The sequence below is a fragment of the Actinomadura monticuli genome, from assembly GCF_041463655.1.
In the GTDB taxonomy this organism is placed as follows: domain Bacteria; phylum Actinomycetota; class Actinomycetes; order Streptosporangiales; family Streptosporangiaceae; genus Spirillospora; species Spirillospora monticuli.
This window is the reverse complement of record NZ_JAXCEI010000002.1, coordinates 175,922-198,909: the sequence shown is the minus strand read 5'-3', so window position 1 is coordinate 198,909 and position 22,988 is coordinate 175,922. Positions and strand designations below refer to the sequence as shown.

Here is a 22,988-nt window from a genome sequence, read left to right as displayed (position 1 = left end):
GCGAATGGTCAGCGAAGAGCGGCTGGTCGACTACCTGCGGCGCGTCACCACCGACCTGCACGACACGCGGCGGCGGTTGCGCGAGGCCGAGGAACGGGACGCCGAGCCCGTCGCCGTCGTCTCGGCGGCGTGCCGGTTCCCCGGCGGAGTGGCGTCGCCGGAGGACCTGTGGGACCTGGTCGACGCCGGCGGCGAGGTGATCGGGGCGTTCCCGGACGACCGCGGCTGGGACGTCGACCGGCTCTTCGACCCCGACCCGGACCACCCGGGCACGAGCGTCGCCAGCGCCGGCGGCTTCCTGGACGGCGCGGGCCTGTTCGACGCCGAGTTCTTCGGGATCACCCCGCGCGAGGCGCTGACCCTCGACCCGCAGCAGCGGCAGCTCCTCGAAGTGTCCTGGGAGCTGCTGGAGCGGGCGGGCCTCGACCCGGCGTCCCTGAAGGGGAGCCGGACGGGCGTCTACGCCGGGACCGCGCTCCCCGGCTTCGGCACCCCGCACGCCGACCCGGCCGCCGAGGGCCACCTGATCACCGGCAACGCCCCGAGCGTGCTGTCGGGCCGGGTGGCGTACACGCTCGGCCTCGAAGGGCCGGCGGTGACGATCGACACCGCGTGCTCCTCCTCGCTGGTGGCGGTCCACCTCGCATGCCAGGCCCTCCGGCGGGACGAGTGCGAACTGGCGCTCGCGGGCGGCGTCACGGTGATGGCGCTCCCGCACGTGTTCACCGAGTTCTCGCGGCAGCGGGGGCTGGCGCCCGACGGCCGCTGCAAGCCGTTCTCGGCCGCCGCCGACGGCACCGGGTTCTCCGAGGGCGTCGGGCTCGTGCTGCTGGAGCGCCTGCCGGACGCGCTCCGCAACGGCCACGACGTCCTCGCCGTCGTCCGCGGCTCGGCGATCAACCAGGACGGGGCCAGTAACGGCCTGACCGCCCCGAACGGGCCCGCGCAGCAGCGGGTGATCCGGCAGGCGCTGGAGTCCGCGCGGCTGCCGGCGTCCGCCGTGGACGCGGTGGAGGCGCACGGCACCGGCACCCGGCTCGGCGACCCGATCGAGGCGCGCGCGCTGCTGGCCGCCTACGGGCGGGACCGCGACGCGGGCCGTCCGCTGCGGCTCGGCGCGGTCAAGTCCAACCTCGGCCACACCCAGGGCGCGGCGGGCGTCGCCGGCCTGCTGAAGATGGTCATGGCGCTGCGGCGCGAGCGGCTGCCCGCGACCCTGCACGCCGCCCGGCCCACCCCGGACGTCGACTGGGACGGCGGCGGCGTCCGCCTGCTCACCGAGCCGGTCCCGTGGCCGCGCGGCGAGCGCCCGCGGCGGGCCGCCGTGTCGTCGTTCGGCATCTCCGGCACCAACGCGCACGTGATCGTCGAGGAGGCGCCCGCCGCGGAACCCGCCCCGCCGGCCGCGCCCGCGGCGCCCCCGGCGGCGGACGGGCTCGTGGCGTGGCCGCTGTCGGGGCGCACACCGCGGGCGCTGGCGGCGCAGGCGGAGGCGCTCGCGAGCCACCTGGCGGAACGTCCCGAGGACGCCGCCGCCGACGTGGCCGTGGCGCTGGCCACGACGCGGACGCCGTTCGAGCACCGGGCGGTGCTCCTCGGCACCGGCCGCGACGACCTGTGCGCCGGGCTGGCCGCCCTGGCCGGCGGGCAGCGGCATCCCGCCCTGATCGGCGCGGCCGGGCCCGCACGCGACGGCGACTCCGCGTTCCTGTTCACCGGGCAGGGCAGCCAGCGCCCCGGCATGGGCCGCGACCTGCACAGCGCGTACCCGGCGTTCGCCGACGCCTTCGACGAGGTCTGCGCGCACCTGGACCCGCTGCTCGGCCGCTCGCTCCGCGACCTCGTCTTCGGCGAGGACGACGCGGGGGAGCTGGATAAGACGGAGACGACCCAGGCGGCGCTCTTCGCGCTGGAGGTCGCGCTGTTCCGGCTGGTCGAGTCGTTCGGGCTCGTGCCCGCGTACCTGACCGGCCACTCGGTGGGCGAGATCGCCGCGGCGCACGCCGCCGGAGTGCTGCCGCTGCCGGACGCCTGCCGCCTGGTCGCCGCGCGCGGAAGCCTGATGCAGGCGCTGCCGCCGGGCGGCGCGATGGTCGCCGTGCGGGCCGCCGAGGACGAGGTGCTGCCGCTGCTCGCCGGGCGCGAGGACCGGGTCTCGCTCGCCGCCGTGAACGGCCCCGCGGCCGTGGTGGTGTCCGGCGACGAGCGCGACGTCCGGGAGGTCGCCGCCCGGCTGGCGGAGTCCGGGCACAAGACCCGGCGGCTGCGGGTCAGCCACGCGTTCCACTCGCCGCGCCTGGACCCCATGCTCGGCGAGTTCCGCGAGGTCGCGCGGGGCCTCTCCTACGCGGAGCCGCGCATCCCGGTGATCTCCAACCTCACCGGCGAGGCGGCCGGGCCCGGCGAGCTCGGCGACCCCGAGTACTGGGTGCGGCACGTCCGGGAGCCGGTCCGGTTCGCCGACGGCCTGCGCACCCTGCGCGCCGAAGGGGTGGTCCGCTTCCTCGAACTCGGACCGGCGCCGGTGCTCACCGCGATGGCGCGGGAATGCCTGCCGGACGAGGAGTCCGGCGTGTTCGCCGCGGCCCTGCGCAAGGACCGGCCCGAGCCCCGCACGTTCCTGTCCGCCCTCGCCGCCCTGTACGCCGACGGCGCCGCGGTCGGCTTCGCCGCGGCCCTCCCGCCCGGTGCGCGCGCGGTGCCGCTGCCGACGTACCGGTTCCAGCGGCGGCGCTACTGGCGTCCGATCCCCGGAGCGGTCGCGGACGACGCCGCCGGCGTGGGCCCGGCGGACCACCCGCTCCTGCGGACCGCCGTCGAGTCCGCCACCGGGGAGCTGCTGCTCACGGGACGGCTGTCCGCGCGCACGCACGGGTGGCTGGCCGATCACGCGATCGGCGGCGCCGTCCCGCTGCCCGCCAGCGCGTTCCTCGAACTGGCCCTGGTCGCGGCGGGCCGCGCCGGCTGCGACCTGATCGAGGACCTCGCCCTGGAGGCGCCGCTCCCGCTGCCCGCCACCGGGGGCGCCGACGTCCAGGTCTCGGTGGCGCCCGCCGGCGGGACGGGCCGGCGGGGCATCGTGATCTACTCGCGCGGCGCCGGGGACGAGGCGTGGACCCGGCACGCCGCCGGAACGCTCGCGCCGGCGTCCGGCGGCGCGCCGGTCCCCGGCGGTCTCGCGGAGTGGCCGCCGCCCGGCGCCGCCGCGATCGACGTCGAGGAGCTGTACGCCCGCCTCGCCGACCGCGGATACCGCTACGGGCCCGCCTTCCGCGGCGTGCATGCCGCGTGGCGGCTGGGCGACACGCTGTTCGCGGACGTCCGGCCGTCCCCCGAGCGGTGCGGCGACACCCGCGCGTACGTCGTCCATCCGGCGCTGCTCGACGGCGCCTTCCACGTGATCGACGAGCTCTACCTGGACGGGGCCGGCCAGGACGGCGGCGGTGAGGTGCGCCTGCCGTTCTCGTTCGGCGGCGTGCGCGTGCACGCGCCCGGCCTCTCCCGGCTGCGGGTCCAGATCACGCCCGCGGGCGCGGACGCGTTCACGATGACCCTGGCCGGGCAGGACGGCGCCCCGGCCCTCACCATCGACTCGCTGGACCTCCGCGCCGTCTCCGCCGACCGCCTGCGCACCGCCCGCGCGGCCTCCGGCGACACCCCGTACCGGCTGGCCTGGCGGCCGCTGCCCGTCCCCGCCCCCGCCGCGCCGGCCGCGGACTGGGCCGTCGTCGGCCCGGACGATCTGGGGTTGGGGGACGTCTCCGTCCACCCGGACCTCGCCGCGCTGCGCGCCTCCCTCGACGCCGGGCAGCCGGCCCCCGGCCTGGTCGTCGTGCCCTGCCCGGACGGACCGGCGGGCGGCGACGTCCCGGCGAGAGTCCGCGCCGCCACCGGCGAGGTGCTCGCCGTGCTCCAGGAGTGGCTGTCCGACGAGCGGCTCGCGTCCGGCCGCCTGGTGATCGCGACGCGCGGCGCCGCCGCCGAACCGCCCGACCTCGCGACCGCGCCCGTCTGGGGCCTCGTCCGCGCGGCGCAGGCCGAGCACCCCGACCGGATCGCCCTCCTCGACCTCGACGCGGAGACCGGGCCCGGCGACGTCCGGGCCGCCGTCGCCGCGATGGAACCGCAGGCCGCCGTCCGCGCCGGGGACGTCGTGGTGCCGCGCCTGGCCAAGGCGCGGGCTGGGCACGACGGTGCGGCGCGGACGCTCGACCCGGAGGGCACCGTCCTCATCACCGGCGGCACCGGGGCGCTCGGGCGGCTGGTCGCCCGGCACCTCGCGACCGCGCACGGGGCGCGGCACCTGCTCCTGGTGAGCCGCGGCGGAGGCTCTGACGGGCCGGACGGGGAACCGATCGCCCCGGACGCCGACGTCCGCGTCGCCGCGTGCGACGTCGCCGACCCGGAGGCCCTGTCCGCCCTGCTCGCGTCGATCCCCGCCGAGCATCCGCTCACCGCCGTCGTCCACGCGGCCGGGGTCGTCGACGACGGCGTCATCACGTCGCTGACCGGGCCGCGCCTCGAGGCCGTCCTCGCGCCCAAGCTGGACGGGGCCTGGCACCTGCACCGGCTGACCCGGGAGAGCGACCTCGCGGCGTTCGTGCTGTTCTCCTCGGCCGCCGGCGTCCTCGGCAGCGCGGGGCAGGGCGGCTACGCCGCCGCGAACACCTTCCTCGACGCCCTCGCCGCGCACCGCCGCGCCGAGGGCCTCCCGGCGGTCTCGCTCGCCTGGGGCCCCTGGGCGGCGGACGGCGGCATGGCCGCCGGCCTCGCCGGGGCCGACGCCGCCCGCATCGCCCGCTCCGGAATCGTCCCGATGTCCCCCGAGTGGAGCCTCGCGCGGCTCGACGAGGCGCTGTCCGCATCGGAACCGGCACCGGTGCCGATCCGGCTGGACCGCTCCGCGCTGCGCGGGCAGGCCGCCGCCGGGACCCTGCCACCCGTCCTGCGCGATCTGGTGCGGGCCCCGGCGCCCACCGCGGCGGCGTCCCCGGCCGGACGCCTGGCGGCGCTGCCGGACGCCGAACGGGACCGCGCCCTCCGCACGATCGCGCGCGACCGGATCGCCGCCGTGATGGCGCACCCGAACCCGGAGGACATCGACCTCACCCGGGCGTTCCAGGACCTCGGCTTCGACTCCCTCACAGCCCTGGAACTGCGCAGGGGCCTCGGCGCGGCGACGGGCGTCACGCTGCCCAGCACCGTCGTCTTCGACCACCCCACGCCCGAGGCGCTCATCGGATATCTGCGCGGAGCGCTGCGCGGCGAACGGACGGACCGCTCCGCCCCCGCACTCGGGTCACCGTCCGACGACGACCCGATCGCGATCGTGGGGATGGCGTGCCGGTATCCGGGCGGCGTGACGTCCCCGGAGGAGCTGTGGGACCTCGTGGCGGGCGGGGTGGACGCGGTCGGCGAGTTCCCGTCCGACCGGGGCTGGGACCTGCCGGCGCTGTTCGACGACGACCCCGACCGGCACGGACGCAGCTACGTGCGGACGGGCGGGTTCCTCTACGACGCCGACCTGTTCGACGCCGGCTTCTTCGGCATCAGCCCGCGCGAGGCCCTCGCCATGGACCCGCAGCAGCGGCTGCTGCTGGAGACCGCGTGGCAGGCGTTCGAACGGGCCGGCATCGACCCGGCGACGCTGCGCGGCAGCCAGACCGGCGTGATCACCGGTGTCATGTACGACGACTACGGCAGCCGCTTCCTCGGCCGCATCCCGGCCGAGGTCGAGGGCCGCCTCATGCCCGGCAGCCTCCCGAGCGTCGCGTCGGGCCGCGTCGCGTACACGTTCGGCCTGGAGGGCCCGGCGGTCACGGTGGACACGGCGTGCTCGTCGTCGCTGGTGGCGATGCACCTGGCGTGCCAGTCGCTGCGGCAGGGGGAGTGCTCGCTGGCGCTGGCCGGCGGCGTGACGGTGATGTCCACCCCCAACACGTTCGTGGAGTTCTCGCGCCAGCGCGGGGTGGCGCGGGACGGCCGGTGCAAGGCGTTCTCGGCGGCGGCTGACGGCACGGGCTGGGCCGAGGGCGTGGGCCTGGTCGTCCTGGAGCGGCTGTCGGACGCGCGGCGCAACGGGCATCGTGTGCTGGCCGTGGTCCGGGGCTCGGCGATCAATCAGGACGGGGCCAGCAACGGGCTGACCGCGCCGAACGGGCCGTCCCAGGAGCGCGTGATCCGACGGGCGCTGACCACGGCCGGTTTGACGCCGTCCGACGTCGACGCGATCGAGGCGCACGGCACCGGAACCACCCTGGGTGACCCGATCGAGGCGAACGCGTTGTTGGCCACCTACGGGCGCGATCGGCCGGCGGACCGGCCGGTGTGGCTGGGGACGGTCAAGTCGAACATCGGGCACACCCAGGCCGCTGCGGGCGTCGCCGGTGTGATCAAGATGGTGATGGCGCTGCGGCACGGGACGCTGCCCGCGACGCTGCACGTGGACGAGCCGTCCCCGCACGTGGACTGGTCGGCGGGCGAGGTCCGGCTGCTGACCGGGCCGGTGGACTGGCCGGACACCGGCCGCCCCCGCCGCGCCGCCGTCTCCTCCTTCGGCTTCTCGGGCACCAACGCCCACCTGATCCTCGAACAGGTCCCCGAGCCCCCGGCCGCCCGCGAGCGCGCCGAGGGCGTCGCGCCGTGGGTGGTCTCGGCGTCCACCGAGGCGGCGCTGCGCGGGCAGGCCCGCGCGCTCGCCGCCCACGTGACCGCCCACCCCGATCTGTCGTCGGTGGACGTGGGCTGGTCGCTGATCAAGACCCGCTCGGTGTTCGGGCATCGCGCGGTCGTCGTGGGGGACGACCAGGCGGCGGCGTTGGCGGCGCTGGCCGAGGGCGAGGCGCATCCGGACGTGGTGGTCGGCGAGGCGCATGCCGCCACCGACGCCGGCCCGGTGCTCGTCTTCCCGGGGCAGGGCTCGCAGTGGGCCGGGATGGGCGCCCACTTGCTGGACGAGTCGCCGGTGTTCGCGTCACGCATCGCCGAGTGCGAGCGCGCGCTCGCCCCGTACGTGGACTGGTCGCTGACCGAGGTACTGCGCGGCGACGGCTCCGAGCTGTCACGGGTGGACGTCGTCCAGCCCGTCCTGTGGGCGGTCATGGTGTCGCTGGCGGCGGTATGGGCGGAATACGGCGTCACCCCGTCAGCCGTGGTCGGGCACAGCCAGGGGGAGATCGCCGCCGCCTGCGTCGCCGGGGCGCTGTCCATCGAGGACGCCGCCAAGGTCGTGGCCATCCGCAGCAAGGCTTTGCGGCGACTGTCCGGTGGCGGCGCGATGGCCTCGCTTGGTGTGAGCGAGGAACGCACGGCGGAGCTGCTCCAGGACGCCCCGGACGTGACGGTGGCCGCGGTCAACGGTCCGGCCTCGACGGTGGTGTCGGGGCCGCCCGAGCAGGTGGCGGCGGTGGTGGCCGCCGCGCAGGAACGGGATCTCCGTGCCCGGATGATCGACGTGGACTACGCCTCCCACGGTCCGCAGGTCGACCAGATCGCCGACGAACTGAACGAAACCCTGGACGGGATCACCCCCACCGCGACCGACGTGGCGTTCTACTCCACCGTCACCGCCGGACGCCTCGACACCGACTCGCTCGACACGTCCTACTGGGTCACCAACCTGCGCCGCCCCGTCCGCTTCGCCGACACCATCACCACGCTGCTCGGCGACGGCCACCGCGCGTTCGTCGAGTCCAGCCCCCACCCGGTCCTGACGCCGGGGATCGAGGAGTGCGCCGACGAGGCCGGGGTGCGGGCCGCCGTCCTGCCCACGCTGCGCCGCGACGACGGCGGCGCGCAGCGGGTCGTCCGATCCGCGGGTGCGGCGTTCACCGCCGGGGTCGAGGTCGACTGGGCCCGCCGGTATCCCGCCGATCCCGCGCCCGCCCTCGTCGACCTGCCCACCTACGCCCTCCAGCGCGAGCGCTACTGGCTGTCCGCGAGCGACACGGCGGTGCGGGTCACCGATCTCGGGCTGGCGCCGACCGGTCATCCGGTGCTCGGCGCCGCCGTGGAGCACGCCGACGGCGGCGGCCACGTGCTCACCGGGCGCGTGTCCCGGCAGAGCCTGCCCTGGCTGGACGATCACATGGTCGCGGGGACCGTGCTCGTTCCCGGCGCGGCGCAGCTGGAGTGGGTGCTGCGGGCCGCCGACGAGACCGGCTGTCCGGCCGTCGAGGAGCTGGTCCTGCACGCGCCCTTCGTCGTGCCCGCGCGGGAGACGCTGAACGTCCAGGTCACGGTGGGCCCCGCGGACGACGGCGGCTGCCGCGAGGTGGGCGTGCACTCCCGGGCCGAGCGCGACACCGCGTGGACCTGCCACGCGTCCGGCGTGATCGGCGCGAGCCCGCCCGGTGCGGGCGGGCCGTCGGGCGGTGCATGGCCGCCGCCCGGAGCCGAACCGGTGGACACCGCCGCCTTCTACGCCGGCACGGCGGACGCCGGTTACGGCTACGGCCCGGCCTTCCAGGGCGTCCGGGCGGTGTGGCGGCAGGGTGCCGACGTGCTCGCCGAGCTGGAACTGCCCGATTCCGTGCGGGACCGGGACGGGTTCGGCGTCCACCCCGCGCTGCTGGACGCGGCCCTGCACCCCCTGCTCCTGATCGGCGACTTCAGCGACGGGCGGGTCTGGCTCCCGTTCACCTGGACCGGAGTGACGCTGCACGCCGCCGGCGCCGCGTCCGTCCGGGTCCGCCTGTCGCCGCTGGGCGAGGGGCTCGACCAGGGCGTCCGGGTGAGCGTCACCGACCCGGCGGGCGCCCCCGTGCTGGACGTGGCCTCGGTCGCGCTCCGGCAGGCCGGCGACCGGCGGCTCCGGGCGGCCGGCGCGCGCGGCACCGGTGACGTGTTCGCCGTCGAGTGGGTGCCGGCCCCGGACGCGTCCGCCGCCGAGCCGGAGGACCGCGAGACCCTGGAGGCCGCGACGGCGGAAGAGGCGCTGCCCCGGATCAAGGACTGGCTGGCGGCACCGGACGCCCCGGATCGGCGGCTGGCGGTCGTCACCCGCCGGGCGACCGGCGACGACCCGGACCCGGACGCCGCCGCGGTCTGGGGCCTGGTGCGCAGCGCCCAGGCGGAGCACCCGGACCGGCTCGTCCTGGTGGACCTGGAGGAAGGCGCGGAAACCGGCACCGGCCTCGACGTCGCGCTGCGGACCGGTGAACCGCAGGTGGCCGTCCGGGACGGGAAACCGCTCGTACCGCGCCTGGCCCGGTGCGGCGCGCCGCGAACCCTGGCGGCCCCGCCAGGGGAAGCGGCCTGGCGGCTCGGCATGTCCGGACCGGCCACGCTGGACGGCATCTCCGCCGTCCCCTGCCCGGAGGCGCTCGCGCCGCTGGACGAGGGCCAGGTGCGGATCGGGGTCCGCGCCGCGGGCGTGAACTTCCGCGACGTGCTGATCGCCCTCGGCATGTACCCCGACGCCGACGGGGTCTTCTACGGCACCGAGGGCGCGGGCGTCGTCCTCGACGTGGGGCCGGGCGTCCGGGACTTGGCCGCGGGCGACCGGGTGATGGGCGTCTTCGGCGGCGCCTTCGGCCCGGTGGCGGTGGCGGACGCGCGCATGCTGGCCGGGATCCCGGACGGCTGGGGGTTCGACGCCGCGGCCGGGACGCCGGTGGCGTTCCTGACGGCCTGGTACGGGCTCGTGGAACTCGCGGGCCTGCGGGCCGGCGAGTCGGTGCTGGTGCATGCGGCGACGGGCGGCGTCGGGATGGCGGCGGTGCAGATCGCGCGGCATCTGGGCGCCGAGGTGTTCGCGACGGCGGGCCCGGCCAAGCAGGACGTCCTCGAACGGATGGGGATCGACGCCGGGCACCGCGCCTCGTCGCGGGATCTGGAGTTCGAGCGGGCGTTCCGGAAGGCGACGGGCCACCGGGGCGTCGACGTGGTCCTCAACAGCCTGGCGGGGGAGTTCACCGACGCCTCGTTCCGGACGCTGGCGGACGGCGGCCGGTTCGTGGAGATGGGCAAGACCGACGTCCGCTCCGACCCGGGAGTGTGGTATCGGGCGTTCGACCTGGTACCCGACGCGGGCCCCGACCTGATCGGGACCATGCTGGGCCGGTTGCGGCGCCTCTTCGACGAGGGCGCGCTGGAGCCGCCGGCCGTTGACGCGTGGCCGCTCGGGCGGGCCCGCGAGGCGCTGCGGATGATGAGCCAGGCGCGGCACGTCGGCAAAGTCGTGCTGGACGTCCCGGCCGCGTTCGACCCCGAAGGCACGGTGCTGATCACCGGAGGCACCGGCGTCCTGGGCGGGCTGGTCGCCGAGCACGCGGTCCGGTCCTGGGGGGCGCGGCACGTGCTGCTGGCCGGCCGCCGCGGCCCGGACGCGCCGCAGGCCCGGGACCTCGCCCGGCGCCTGGACGCCGACGTGCGGGTGGTCGCCGCCGACGTCGCGGACGCCGGCGAGGCGGCCCGGCTCGTCGCCGGCATCGACCCGGCGCACCCGCTGACCGGGGTGATCCACGCCGCCGGCGTGATCGAGGACGGACTGATCGCCGACCTGGACGCGCGCCGGCTGCGGCGCGTGTGGGACCCGAAGGCCGCCGGCCTGGCGAACCTGCACGCGGCGACCGCGGACGCGCGGCTCGCGTTCTTCACGGTGTTCTCCTCGGCCGCCGCGACCCTCGGCAACCCGGGGCAGGCCGGCTACGCGGCGGCGAACGCCTACTGCGACGCGCTCATCGCCCGGCGGCGCGCCGCCGGGCTGCCCGGCCAGTCCATCGCGTGGGGGCTGTGGGAGCGCACCAGCGGCATGACCGGCCACCTCACGGCCGCCGACCTCGACCGCCTCCGGCGCGGCGGGTTCGCCCCGCTCACCGACGAGCAGGGCACCGCCCTCCTGGACCTCGCCGCCGAGGAGGGCGGCGCCCACGTCGTGGCGGTCGACCTCGACCCGCGCGCACTGGCCGGGCGGCCCGCCGAGACGGTGCCGGCCATGCTGCGCTCGCTGCTCGGCACGGCCGCGGGCCCCAGGCGTCCGGCCGCGTCCGGCGCCGGCGGGACGGCGACCGACCTGAAGAGCCGGCTGGCCGGGATGGCCGACGCCGAGCGGCGCGCCACGCTGCTGAACCTCGTCAGCGCGAACGCCGCCGCGGTGCTCGGCCACCGCGACGCGGACGCCGTGCGCGCCGACGCGTCCTTCAAGGACCTCGGCTTCGACTCCCTCACCGTGGTCGAGCTCCGCAACCGGCTGTCGGCCGCCACCGGCCTGCGGCTGCCCGCCGCCGTCGTCTTCGACTACCCGCAGGCGGCCGGGCTCGCCGACCACCTGCTGGACCGGCTGGACCTCGGCGGCACGGCGGCCCCGCCCGCCGACGCCGTCGAGCCGCTCCTCGGCGACCTCGGCCGGGTCGAGGGCGCCCTCGGCGCGCTCTCCCTGGACCGGGCCTCGCGGGACCGGGTCGCCCGCCGGCTGCGCGGGCTGCTCGCCAGCCTGGACGGCGAACGGGCCGCGCCGGCGACCGCCGCCGGCGTCGAGGCCGCGTCGGACGAGGAGATGTTCGCGCTCATCGACCAGCAACTGCGATCGTCCGGGAACGGGGACTGATGTCGAGCACGGAAGACAGGCTGCGGCAGTATCTCAAGCGGGTGACGGTCGACCTCGGCGAGACCCGGGAGCGCCTCCACGAGATCGAGGAGCGCGACCGGGAGCCGATGGCCGTGATCGGCATGGCGTGCCGCTTCCCCGGCGGCGTCGGCTCGCCCGAGGACCTGTGGGACCTCGTGGCGGCGGGCCGCGACGCCGTCTCGGGCTTCCCGGCGAACCGGGGCTGGGACCTTCAGGCCCTCTACCACCCCGACCCCGACCACCCGGGGACGACCTACGCGCGGGAGGGCGGCTTCCTCGACGGCGCCGACCTGTTCGACGCGGCGTTCTTCGGCATCAGCCCGCGCGAGGCGGCGGCGATGGAGCCGCAGCAGCGCGTCCTCCTGGAGACCGCGTGGCAGGCCCTCGAACGGGCGGGCATCGACCCGGCGTCGCTGCGGGCCACGCCGACCGGCGCGTTCGTCGGCGCGGGACTGCCCGGCTTCGGCACCCCCCACACCGACGAGCAGGCCGAGGGCTACCTGCTGACCGGCAACGCCCTCAGCGTCCTGTCGGGCCGCGTCGCCTACACCCTCGGCCTGGAGGGCCCGGCGGTCACGGTCGACACGGCGTGCTCGTCCTCGCTGGTCGCGATCCATCTGGCGTGCCAGTCGCTGCGCCGGGGCGAGTGCTCGCTGGCCCTGGCCGGCGGCGTGACCGTGCTCAGCACGCCCGGCGGATTCACCGAGTTCTCCCGCCAGCGCGGCCTGTCGCCCGACGGCCGCTGCAAGTCCTTCGCCGCGGCGGCGGACGGCACCGGCTTCGCCGAGGGCGTGGGCCTGGTCGTCCTGGAGCGGCTGTCGGACGCGCGGCGCAACGGGCATCGTGTGCTGGCCGTGGTCCGGGGCTCGGCGATCAACCAGGACGGCGCCAGCAACGGGCTGACCGCCCCGAACGGGCCGTCCCAGCGGCGGGTGATCCGCGCGGCGCTGGCCGGCGCCGACCTGTCGGCCGCGGAGGTCGACGCGGTCGAGGCGCATGGCACGGGCACCACGCTCGGCGACCCGATCGAGGCCGACGCGCTGCTCGCCACCTACGGGCGCGCCCGGTCGGCGGACCGGCCGCTGTGGCTCGGATCGATCAAGTCGAACATCGGCCACGCCCAGGGCGCGGCGGGCGTCGCCGGTGTGATCAAGATGGTGATGGCGCTGCGGCACGGGACGCTGCCCGCGACGCTGCACGTGGACGAGCCGTCCCCGCACGTGGACTGGTCGGCGGGCGAGGTCCGGCTGCTGACCGGGCCGGTGGACTGGCCGGACACCGGCCGCCCTCGCCGCGCCGGCGTCTCCGCCTTCGGAATGTCCGGCACCAACGCCCACGTGATCGTGGAGCAGGCGCCGGACGCCGGCCCGGACGCCGCCCCGGAGGCCGCGCCCGGGGACGAGCCGGCGGCGACGGTCCCGTGGGTGGTGTCGGCGAAGTCGGGCGAGGCGCTGCGGGCGCAGGCCGGACGGCTGGCCGAGTACGCGCAGGCCGTCCCGGACCTGCCGACCGCCCGCATCGGCTGGTCCCTCATCAAGACCCGCTCGGTGTTCGAGCATCGCGCGGTCGTCGTGGGGGACGACCAGGCGGCGGCGTTGGCGGCGCTGGCCGAGGGCGAGGCGCATCCGGACGTGGTGGTGGGGGAGGCGCGCGCCGTTGGCGCTGGTCCGGTGTTGGTGTTCCCGGGTCAGGGTTCGCAGTGGGCGGGTATGGGCGCCCGCCTGCTGGAGGGGTCCGCGGTTTTCGCTTCACGTATCGCCGAGTGCGAGCAGGCTCTCGACCCTTATGTGGAGTGGTCGCTGGCCGAGGTGCTGCGTGGTGACGGCTCCGAGTTGTCGCGGGTGGACGTGGTGCAGCCGGTGCTGTGGGCGGTCATGGTGTCGCTGGCGGCGGTGTGGGCGGAGTACGGCGTCACTCCGGCGGCGGTGGTGGGGCACAGTCAGGGGGAGATCGCCGCGGCCTGCGTCGCCGGAGCGCTGTCCATCGAGGACGCCGCCAAGGTCGTGGCCATCCGCAGCAAGGCTTTGCGGCGACTGTCCGGTGGCGGCGCGATGGCCTCGCTCGGCGTGGGGGAGGAGCAGGCGGCCCAGCTGCTGGAAGCGGTCGAGGACGTGACGGTGGCCGCGGTCAACGGTCCGGCCTCGACGGTGGTGTCGGGGCCGCCCGAGCAGGTGGCGGCGGTGGTGGCCGCCGCGCAGGAACGGGATCTCCGTGCCCGGATGATCGACGTGGACTACGCCTCCCACGGTCCGCAGGTCGACCAGATCGCCGACGAACTGAACGAAACCCTGGACGGGATCACCCCCACCGCGACCGACGTGGCGTTCTACTCCACCGTCACCGCCGGACGCCTCGACACCGACTCGCTCGACGCGTCCTACTGGGTCACCAACCTGCGCCGCCCCGTCCGCTTCGCCGACACCGTCACCACGCTGCTCGCGGACGGGTACCGCGCGTTCGTCGAGTCCAGCCCGCATCCCGTCCTGACGCCGGGGATCGAAGGCTGCGCGGACCAGGCGGACATCGAGGCCGTCGCGCTGTCCACGCTGCGTCGCGACCACGGCGGAGACGAGGAGATCGTCCGGGCGCTCGCCGGTGCGTTCACCGCCGGGGTCGAGGTCGACTGGGCCCGCCGGTATCCCGCCGATCCCGCGCCCGCCCTCGTCGACCTGCCCACCTATGCCTTCCAGCGGACCCGGTTCCCGCTGCCGTCCGGCCGCTGCGCCGCCGACCCGGCCGGCCTCGGCCTGATCGACGTCGGGCACCCCGTGCTGGGGGCCGCCGTCGAGGCGGCCGAGACAGGTGAACGGCTGCTCACCGGACGCGTGTCGCGGCAGGCCCTCCCCTGGCTGGCGGACCACGAGATCTCCGGGCACCCGCTCGTCCCGGGGGCGGCGCTGGTGGAGTGGGCGCTGAGGGCGGCCGACGAGACCGGCTGCCCGGGTGTCGAGGAGCTCGTCCTCCACACGCCCACGGTGCTGCCCCCGTCGGGTGACCTGACCGTCCAGGTGGCGGTCGGCGGGCCCGACGGCGACGGGCGGCGCGAGATCCGGATCCACTCCCGACCTGGCGACGGCGACGGCGCGTGGGTGCGCCAGGCGACCGGTTTCCTCGGTGACGCACCGGCTCACCCGGCACCGGACGCGGGCGAGGCGTGGCCGCCGCAGGACGCCGAGCCGGTCGACATCGAACACCTCTATGACGAGGCCCGCGCGGCGGGATACGACTACGGACCGGCCTTCCAAGGCGTCCGCGCCCTCTGGCGGCGCGGCGACGACCTGTTCGCCGAGGTGCGGCTGCCGGACGCCGCGGGCGCGGCGGACGGGTTCGGCGTCCACCCCGCCCTGCTGGACGCCGCCCTGCACCCGCTCCTCCCGACGGCCGCGCACGAGGACGGCACGGCCCTGCTGCCGTTCAGCTGGACCGGCGTGACGCTGCACGCCGCCGCGGCGACCGCGCTCCGCGTGACGGTGTCCCCGCTCGACGGCGGTCGGTCGTTCCGGCTGTCGGCGGCCGACCCCGCCGGCGCGCCCGTCCTCGACGTGGAGGCGATGACCGTGCGTCCCGCCGAGACGGCCGACATCGCGGCCGCCGCCCGGGACGACGCCGCGAACGGCCTGTTCGTCCTGGAATGGACGCCGCACCGGCCGGCGTCCCGCGAGGCGTCCGGCGACTGGCTGGAACTGGACGACCTGGAGAAGTCGCTCGAAGCCGGGGCGGCGGCGCCCTCGATCGTCGTGGCGCCGGTCGACGCGTCCGGCGGGATCGCGGCGTCCGAGCGGGTCCTCGCCCTGCTCCAGGGATGGCTGGCCGACCCGCGACTCGCCGAGTCCCGGCTGGTGCTGGTCACGTGCGGAGCGGTCGCGACCGACGACCCCGACCCGGACGGCGCCGCGGTCTGGGGCCTCGTGCGCAGCGCCCAGGCGGAGCATCCCGGCCGGTTCACGCTGATCGACGCCGATGCCGACGCCGCGGCCGACCTCGCGATGGTCGTCGAGTCGCTGGACGCCGCCGAGCCGCAGCTCGCGATCCGCGCGGGCACGCCGCTGGTGCCGCGGCTCGACCGCGCCGGCGCCGCGGACGGGACCGCTCCGCCCGGCACGCTCGACCCCGACGGCACCGTGCTGGTCGTCGGCGGGACCGGCGTCCTCGGCGGCCGGATCGCCGAGCATCTCGTACGCTCCGGACGCGCGCGCCGCCTGCTGCTGGCCTCCCGGCGCGGCACGCGGGCCCCCGGCGCGGCGGAGCTGGCGCGGCGGCTGACCGATCTCGGCGCGGACGTCGAGATCGCCGCGCTCGACGTGACCGACCCGGCCGCGGTGAGCGACCTCGTCGGCGGGGTCGGTGGTGTCGGCGGGATCGACCCGGCGCACCCGCTGACCGGGGTCGTCCACGCCGCGGGGCTGCTCGACGACGCGGTGATCACGTCCCAGACCCCGGAGAAGCTGGCCCGGGCATGGGCGGTGAAGGCCGGCGGCGCGGCCAACCTGCACGCCGCGACGGAGCACCTTCCGCTGGGCATGTTCGTGCTGTTCTCCTCGGCGGCGGCGATCCTGGGCAGCCCGGGGCAGGCCGGCTACGCCGCCGCGAACGCGTTCTGCGACGCGCTGGCGCGGCGCCGCCGCGATCGCGGCCTCGCCGGGCTCTCGGTGGCCTGGGGCCTCTGGGCCGAATCCAGCGGCATGACGGGCGGCCTCACCGACACCGACCTGGCTCGTATGAGGCGCGGCGGGATGACCCCGCTGCCCACGGAGCGGGCGCTCGCCCTGTTCGAGGCGGCCCTCCGCTCCGGCCGTCCCGGCCTGCTGGCCGCCGGACTGGACCCGCGCGCGATCCCGGCGGACGACGTGCCGGCGATCCTGCGCCGCCTGGCCGGGCGCACGCGCCGCCGCGCGGCGGCCGGTGCGGCGGAGGCGGACGGGCTCGCGCGGCTGGCCCCCGAGGAGCGCCGCGACGTCCTGACCGGCCTCGTCCTGCGGCATGCGGCGACGGTGCTGGGGCACGCCTCCCCGGACGGCGTCTCCGCCGACGTCTCGTTCAAGGACCTCGGCCTGGACTCGCTGACCGCGGTGCAGCTCCGCAACGGGCTCGCCACCGCGACGGGCCTGCGCCTGCCCGCGACGCTGGTGTTCGACCATCCGACGCCGCGCGCGCTGGGCGAGCACCTGGCCTCCCGGTTCGCACCGGCGAAGACGGCTCGGGCGGGCGCCGCCCCGGCGCGGGCCGCGGCCCGGCCGGACGAGCCGGTCGCGATCGTCTCGATGGCGTGCCGGTATCCCGGCGGGGTGTCCTCGCCCGAGGACCTGTGGCGCCTGCTCTCGTCCGGGCGGGACGCGGTCGGCGAGTTCCCCGCCGACCGCGGCTGGGACCTCGGCTCCCTCTTCCACCCGGACCCCGACCACCCCGGCACCACCTACGCGCGGCACGGCGGCTTCCTGGCGGACGCCATGCTCTTCGACGCCGAGTTCTTCGGCGTCAACCCGCGCGAGGCGCTGGCCGCCGACCCGCAGCAGCGGCTGATGCTGGAGGCCGCCTGGGAGGTGTTCGAGCGGGCCGGCATCGCCCCGGCGGAGCTGAAGGGCACGCCGACCGGCGTGTACACGGGCCTGATGTACCACGACTACGGGACCGGGACGGCCGTGCGCGACGCCCGCCTCGAAGGCTACGGGTGGCTGACCGGCTCGGGCAGCGTGCTGTCGGGCCGCGTCGCGTTCACCTTCGGCCTGGAGGGCCCGGCGGTGACCGTGGACACGGCCTGCTCGTCGTCGCTGGTGGCGACGCATCTGGCCTGCCAGGCGCTGCGCCAGGGCGAGTGCTCGCTCGCGCTCGCCGGCGGAGTCACCGTGATGGCGACGCCCGACCACTTCGTCGACTTCGCGCGGCAGCGCGGCCTGGCCCGGGACGGACGGTGCAAGGCGTTCGCCGCCTCCGCCGACGGCACGGGCCTGTCCGAGGGCCTCGGCCTCGTGCTGCTGGAGCGCCTGTCGGACGCGCGCCGCAACGGGCATCGTGTGCTGGCGACGATCCGGGGCTCGGCCGTCAACCAGGACGGGGCGAGCAACGGGCTGACCGCGCCGAACGGCCCCGCCCAGGAACGCGTCATCCGGACGGCGCTGGCGTCGGCCGGCGTCCGCCCCGCCGACGTGGACGCGGTGGAGGCGCACGGCACCGGCACGCCGCTCGGCGACCCGATCGAGGCGCAGGCGGTGCTGGCGACGTACGGCGCGGACCGTCCCGGGGACCGTCCGCTGTGGCTCGGGTCGGTCAAGTCGAACATCGGGCACACCCAGGGCGCGGCGGGCGTGGCCGGGCTGATCAAGATGGTGATGGCGCTCCGGCACGGCGTCCTGCCGACCACGCTGCACGTCGACGAGCCGTCCCCGCACGTGGACTGGACGTCGGGGGCCGTCCGGCTGCTGACCGAGCCCGTCCCGTGGGACGGCGCCGGACGGCCGAGACGCGCCGCGATCTCGTCCTTCGGCGCGTCCGGGACGAACGCGCACGTGATCGTGGAGGAGGCCGCCGAGGAGGCCGAGCCTGAAGCCGGGCGGTGTGATCCGGTGGGTGTGGTGCCGTGGGTGGTGTCGGCGCGCGGCGTCGAGGCGCTGCGGGCGCAGGCGGTGAGGTTGAAGGAGTTCGCCGCCGCATCCGGGGCGTCTGTGGTTGATGTGGGTTGGTCGTTGCTGAGGGCGCGGTCGTTGTTCGAGCACCGCTTGGTGGCGGTGGGTTCGTCGTGTGGGGAGTTGGTGGCGGGGTTGGGGGCTGCCGATCCGGTGGAGCCGGTGGAGGGTGGGTCGGTGTGGTTGTTCAGTGGTCAGGGCAGCCAGCGTGTGGGGATGGGTGCGGGGCTGTACGAGCGGTTCCCGGTGTTCGCCGAGACGTTCGACGAGGTGTGCGGGCTGCTGGACCCCTACCTTGAGCACCCGTTGAGACAGGTGGTGTTCGAGGGACCGGCCGAGGTGCTGGACCACACCACCTACGCCCAAGCCGGATTGTTCGCGCTGCAGATCGCTTTGGCGCGGCTGCTGGCTGACATGGGCCTCCGGCCGGACGCACTGGTGGGCCACTCCATCGGCGAAGTGGCTGCGGCGCATCTGGCCGGGGTGTTCGACCTGGCGGACGCGTGCCGGCTGGTGGGCGCGCGCGCGACCCTGATGGGAGCGCTGCCCGCCGGAGGCGCGATGCTGGCCGTTCAAGCCGGTGCCGACGAGCTGACAGTGCCGGACGGCGTGAGCATCGCATCGTTCAACACCGCTGACAGTTCCGTGGTGTCGGGCCCGGAGGACCTGGTCGCCGAGGTGGAAGCGCACTGGTCGGAACACGGCCGCAAGACCAAACGTCTCTCGGTGAGTCATGCGTTCCACTCGGTGCTGATGGAGCCGATGCTGGAGGAGTTCGCCGCCGCGCTCGGTGACGTCTCCTTCGGTGAGCCGGTGGTTCCGCTGGTCAGTACGTTGACGGGGGAACCGGCGGGGAGCGGGATCGCCTCGCCGGAGTACTGGGTGCGGCAGGTGCGTGAGCCGGTGCGGTTCCACCCGGCCATCACCCACCTCGCCGATCGCGCCGGTGCCTTCCTGGAACTCGGCCCCGATCCCGTCCTGTCCACCGCCGCGCAGAACATCGCGGACGACGCGGTCGCCCTCGCCGCGCTCAAACGAGACCAACCGGACACCCTCGCCTTCGCGCAGGCCCTCGCCCGGCTCCATGGCGGCGGCGTCGACGTCGACTGGACGCCGTGGTTCCCCACCGAGCCCCGTCCCCGCGTCATCGACCTGCCCACCTACGCGTTCCAGGGAGAACGGTTCTGGCTCGGCGGCCGGGAGCGGCAGGGCCCGGACACCACGCTGGAAGGCGCGGACGGCCGATACCTCCTCAGCGGGGAGATCTCGGCGGGCCACGGGGGCTGGCCGGCCGAGCACGTCATCGGGGGGTCGGCCCTCCTGCCCGGCACCGCGCTGCTCGGCTGGGCGCTGCGCGCGGCCGACGAGTCCGGCTGCTCGGGAGTCGAGGAGCTGACCTTGCAGGCGCCTCTCGTCCTTCCCCGGACGGGCGGGCTATCCGTGCAGGTGGCGGTCGGGACGGCCGACGAGTCCGGCCGCCGCGACGTGCAGGTCCATTCGCGCCAGGACGGCGAGTGGCTGCGCCACGCGTCCGGCACTCTGACCAGCGAGCCCGTGGCCGACGTGGCGCCGATGGGCGGGCCGTGGCCACCGGCCGGCGCTGTGCCGCTGGACGTGGCGGGCTTCTACGCGGACGCCGCCGCGGCAGGCTACGAGTACGGACCGTCGTTCCAAGGGCTCCGCGCCGCCTGGCGGGACGGCGAAGACCTTCTCGCCGAAGTGGTGCTTCCCGAGGCCGCCGGCGAAGCGACCGGCCACGGTCTGCACCCCGCCCTGCTGGACGCGGCACTCCATCCGCTACTCGCCGACCAACTCCACGGCGGCGCGCTCTGGCTGCCGTTCGCCTGGAGCGGCGTGGTGCTGCACGCCGATGACGCGAGCGCGATCCGCGTCCGGTTGTCCCGGGACGGCGAGCGGGTGCGGCTCGTGGCCGCCGACACCGCCGGCGCTCCGGTCGTCACGGCCGAGTCGGTACTCATGCGTCCGGCCGATCCCGGAGGCTTCCGCGGCGGCGTGCGCGGCCTGTTCGCGCTTGAGTGGCCCCAAGGCCCCGAGCCGCACGCCACGGCCCCCGAGGACTGCACTGTCGTGGAGGCGGCGACGGTGGACGAGGCGCTGCGTCACGTGCGGGACTGGCTGCCCGCCTCCGAGCCTGATGGTGATCGGCGCCTTGTCATCGTCACGCGCGGTGCGGTTGGGGAGTCTCCCGATCCGGACGGTGCGGCGGTGTGGGGTCTGGTGCGCAGCGCCCAGGCGGAGCATCCAGGCCGTTTCGTCCTGGTTGACCTCGACGAGGAGACGGACACCGGCGATGTGGCCCGGTATGCGGTCGAGCCGCAGGTGGCGGTGCGGGATGGCGGGGTGCTGGTTCCGCGTCTGGTGCGTGCGGGTGTGCCGCGGGAGCTCGCGGGTCCGGTGGGGGAGCGGGCGTGGCGGTTGGTCGCTGATGAGGTGTCGACGCTTGATGATGTGTCGGTGGCGGGGTGTCCTGAGGTGTTGGGGCCGCTTGCTGCTGGTCAGGTGCGCATCGATGTGTATGCGGCTGGTGTGAATTTCCGGGATGTGTTGATCGGCCTGGGCATGGTTCCTGGGTTTGGTGGGATCGGTGGTGAGGGTGCCGGTGTGGTCACCGAGGTCGGGCCGGACGTCACGGGTCTGGCACCGGGTGATCGGGTGATGGGGGTGTTCGGTGGCGCGTTCGGCCCGGTCGCGGTCGCGGACGCCCGCTCGGTCGTGCCGATGCCTGAGGGCTGGAGCTTCGGGCAGGCTGCCGGTGTGGGTGTGGCGTTCCTGACGGCTTGGTTCGGTCTGGTGGATCTGGCTGAGTTGGGTCCGGGTCAGACCGTGTTGGTTCATGCTGCGACCGGTGGTGTGGGGCGGGCCGCGGTGCAGATCGCTGGCCATCTGGGCGCGGAGGTGTACGCGACGGCCAGTCCCGGCAAGCACGTTTTGCTGGAGGAGATGGGCATCGATGAGGCGCATCGTGCCTCGTCTCGCGATCTGGACTTTGAGGATGCCTTCCGTGCCGCGACCGGTGGCCGGGGTGTGGATGTGGTGCTCAACAGTCTGGCCGGTGAGTTCACTGATGCGTCGTTGCGGTTGCTGGCCGGGGGCGGCCGGTTCCTGGAGATGGGCAAGACCGATATCCGCTCCGATCCCGGGGTTTGGTATCGGGCGTTCGATCTGGCGGGCGATGTCCCGCCCGAGCGGATCGAGTCGATGCTGGCCGAGCTGCGGGAGTTGTTTGTGTCCGGTGGGTTGGAGGCGTTGCCGGTGCAGGCGTGGCCGTTGGGGCGGGCGCGGGAGGCGCTGCGGTTCATGAGCCAGGCCCGCCACACCGGCAAGCTGGTATTGGACATACCGGCCGCGTTCGACCCCGACGGCACGGTGTTGATCACCGGTGGCACCGGAACCCTGGGCGCCCTGACCGCCCACCACCTGGCCCGTGCCTGGGGCGCCCGGCACCTGCTGCTGGTCAGCCGACGCGGCCCGGACGCGCCCGGCGCGGCCGAGCTCGCAGACCAGATCCCGGCCGATGTCCGTATCGAGGCCGCCGACATCGGCGACCCCGACGCCGTCGGTGACCTGATCGAGGGCATCGACCCCGACCACCCCCTCACCGGGGTGATCCATGCCGCGGGCGTCATCGACGACGGCCTGATCACCGACCTCACCCCCCGGCAGATGACCGAGGTCTGGAAGGTCAAAGCAGACGGGGCCGCCAATCTCGACGCCGCCACCACCGATCACCGGCTCGCCTTCTTCACCGTGTTCTCCTCAGCCGCCGGCACCACCGGCAGCCCAGGCCAGGCCAACTACGCCGCCGCCAACGCCTACTGCGACGCCCTGATGGCCCGGCGGCGCGCCGCCGGACTGCCCGGGCAGTCCATCGGATGGGGGCCATGGGAGGAGACCAGCGCCATGACGGCCCGCCTGACCGAGGCCGACCTCACCCGCATGCGGCGCGGCGGGCTCCGGCCATTGACGTCCGATCACGGGCTGGCCCTGTTCGACGGAGCCGCGATGGACGGGCGCGCCCGCCTGGTCGCCTTCGACCTGGACACGTCCGCCCTGCGGGACGAGGTCCCAGAAGTCATGCGCGAACTCGCTGCCGGGCCGGTGCGCAGGCCGGCCGCGGCGAACTCCCGGGCGCGGTCCGGGGAGCTCGCGGCGAGGCTCGCCGCGGCGCCCCCCGAGGAACGGCACGGCATCGTCCTGGAGCTGGTCCTTGCCAACGCCGCCACGGCGCTCGGGCACCCCGACACCGGCGCCGTGCATCCGGAGACCAACTTCAAGGATCTCGGCTTCGACTCCCTCACCGCCGTCGAGCTGCGCAACCGGCTGTCGGCGGCCACCGGCCTGCGGCTGCCCGCCGCGCTGGTGTTCGACTATCCGGACCCCGCCGGCCTGGCCGGCCACCTGCTGGAACGGCTGGGCCCGGACGGCCCGGCGCCGTCCGGGCATGCCGCCGTCGACGCCGTGCTCGACGACGTGGCCAGGCTCGAAGGCGCCCTGGCCGCGCTCGCCGCGGACCCCGGTGACGGGACGGACGCGCGAGCGGTCACGGCGCGGCTGGAGGCCCTGCTGGGGAACTGGAAGGCGTCCCGCAACCGCGCCGACGGCGGCAACGCCGCCGAGCGGCTGGAGATCGCGGACACCGACCAGGTGCTCGACTTCATCGACAACGAACTCGGGCTGTCCTGAGCGGGCCGAACCGCGCCGACACCGTGGACCCGCCCCGGACGACGACACGCACCCGCCCGGACGTGCGAGCCGGGCGGGTGCGTCCAAGACGGAGG

At 75.7% G+C, this 22,988-nt stretch carries 2 protein-coding genes; both read left to right on the top strand.

Translation table 11 applies throughout. The features are described 5' to 3' along the window. Positions 1–4 precede the first annotated feature (4 nt). Positions 5–11,548 (top strand): SDR family NAD(P)-dependent oxidoreductase, encoded by an 11,544-nt coding sequence (locus SM611_RS04640; protein ID WP_371947547.1) that lies wholly within the window; start codon positions 5–7, stop codon positions 11,546–11,548. Beyond that, complete coding sequence (locus tag SM611_RS04635) at positions 11,548–22,893, top strand: SDR family NAD(P)-dependent oxidoreductase (RefSeq protein WP_371947546.1); 11,346 nt, start codon at positions 11,548–11,550, stop codon at positions 22,891–22,893. Before SM611_RS04640 ends, SM611_RS04635 begins: the two co-directional genes overlap by 1 nt. Positions 22,894–22,988 lie beyond the last annotated feature (95 nt).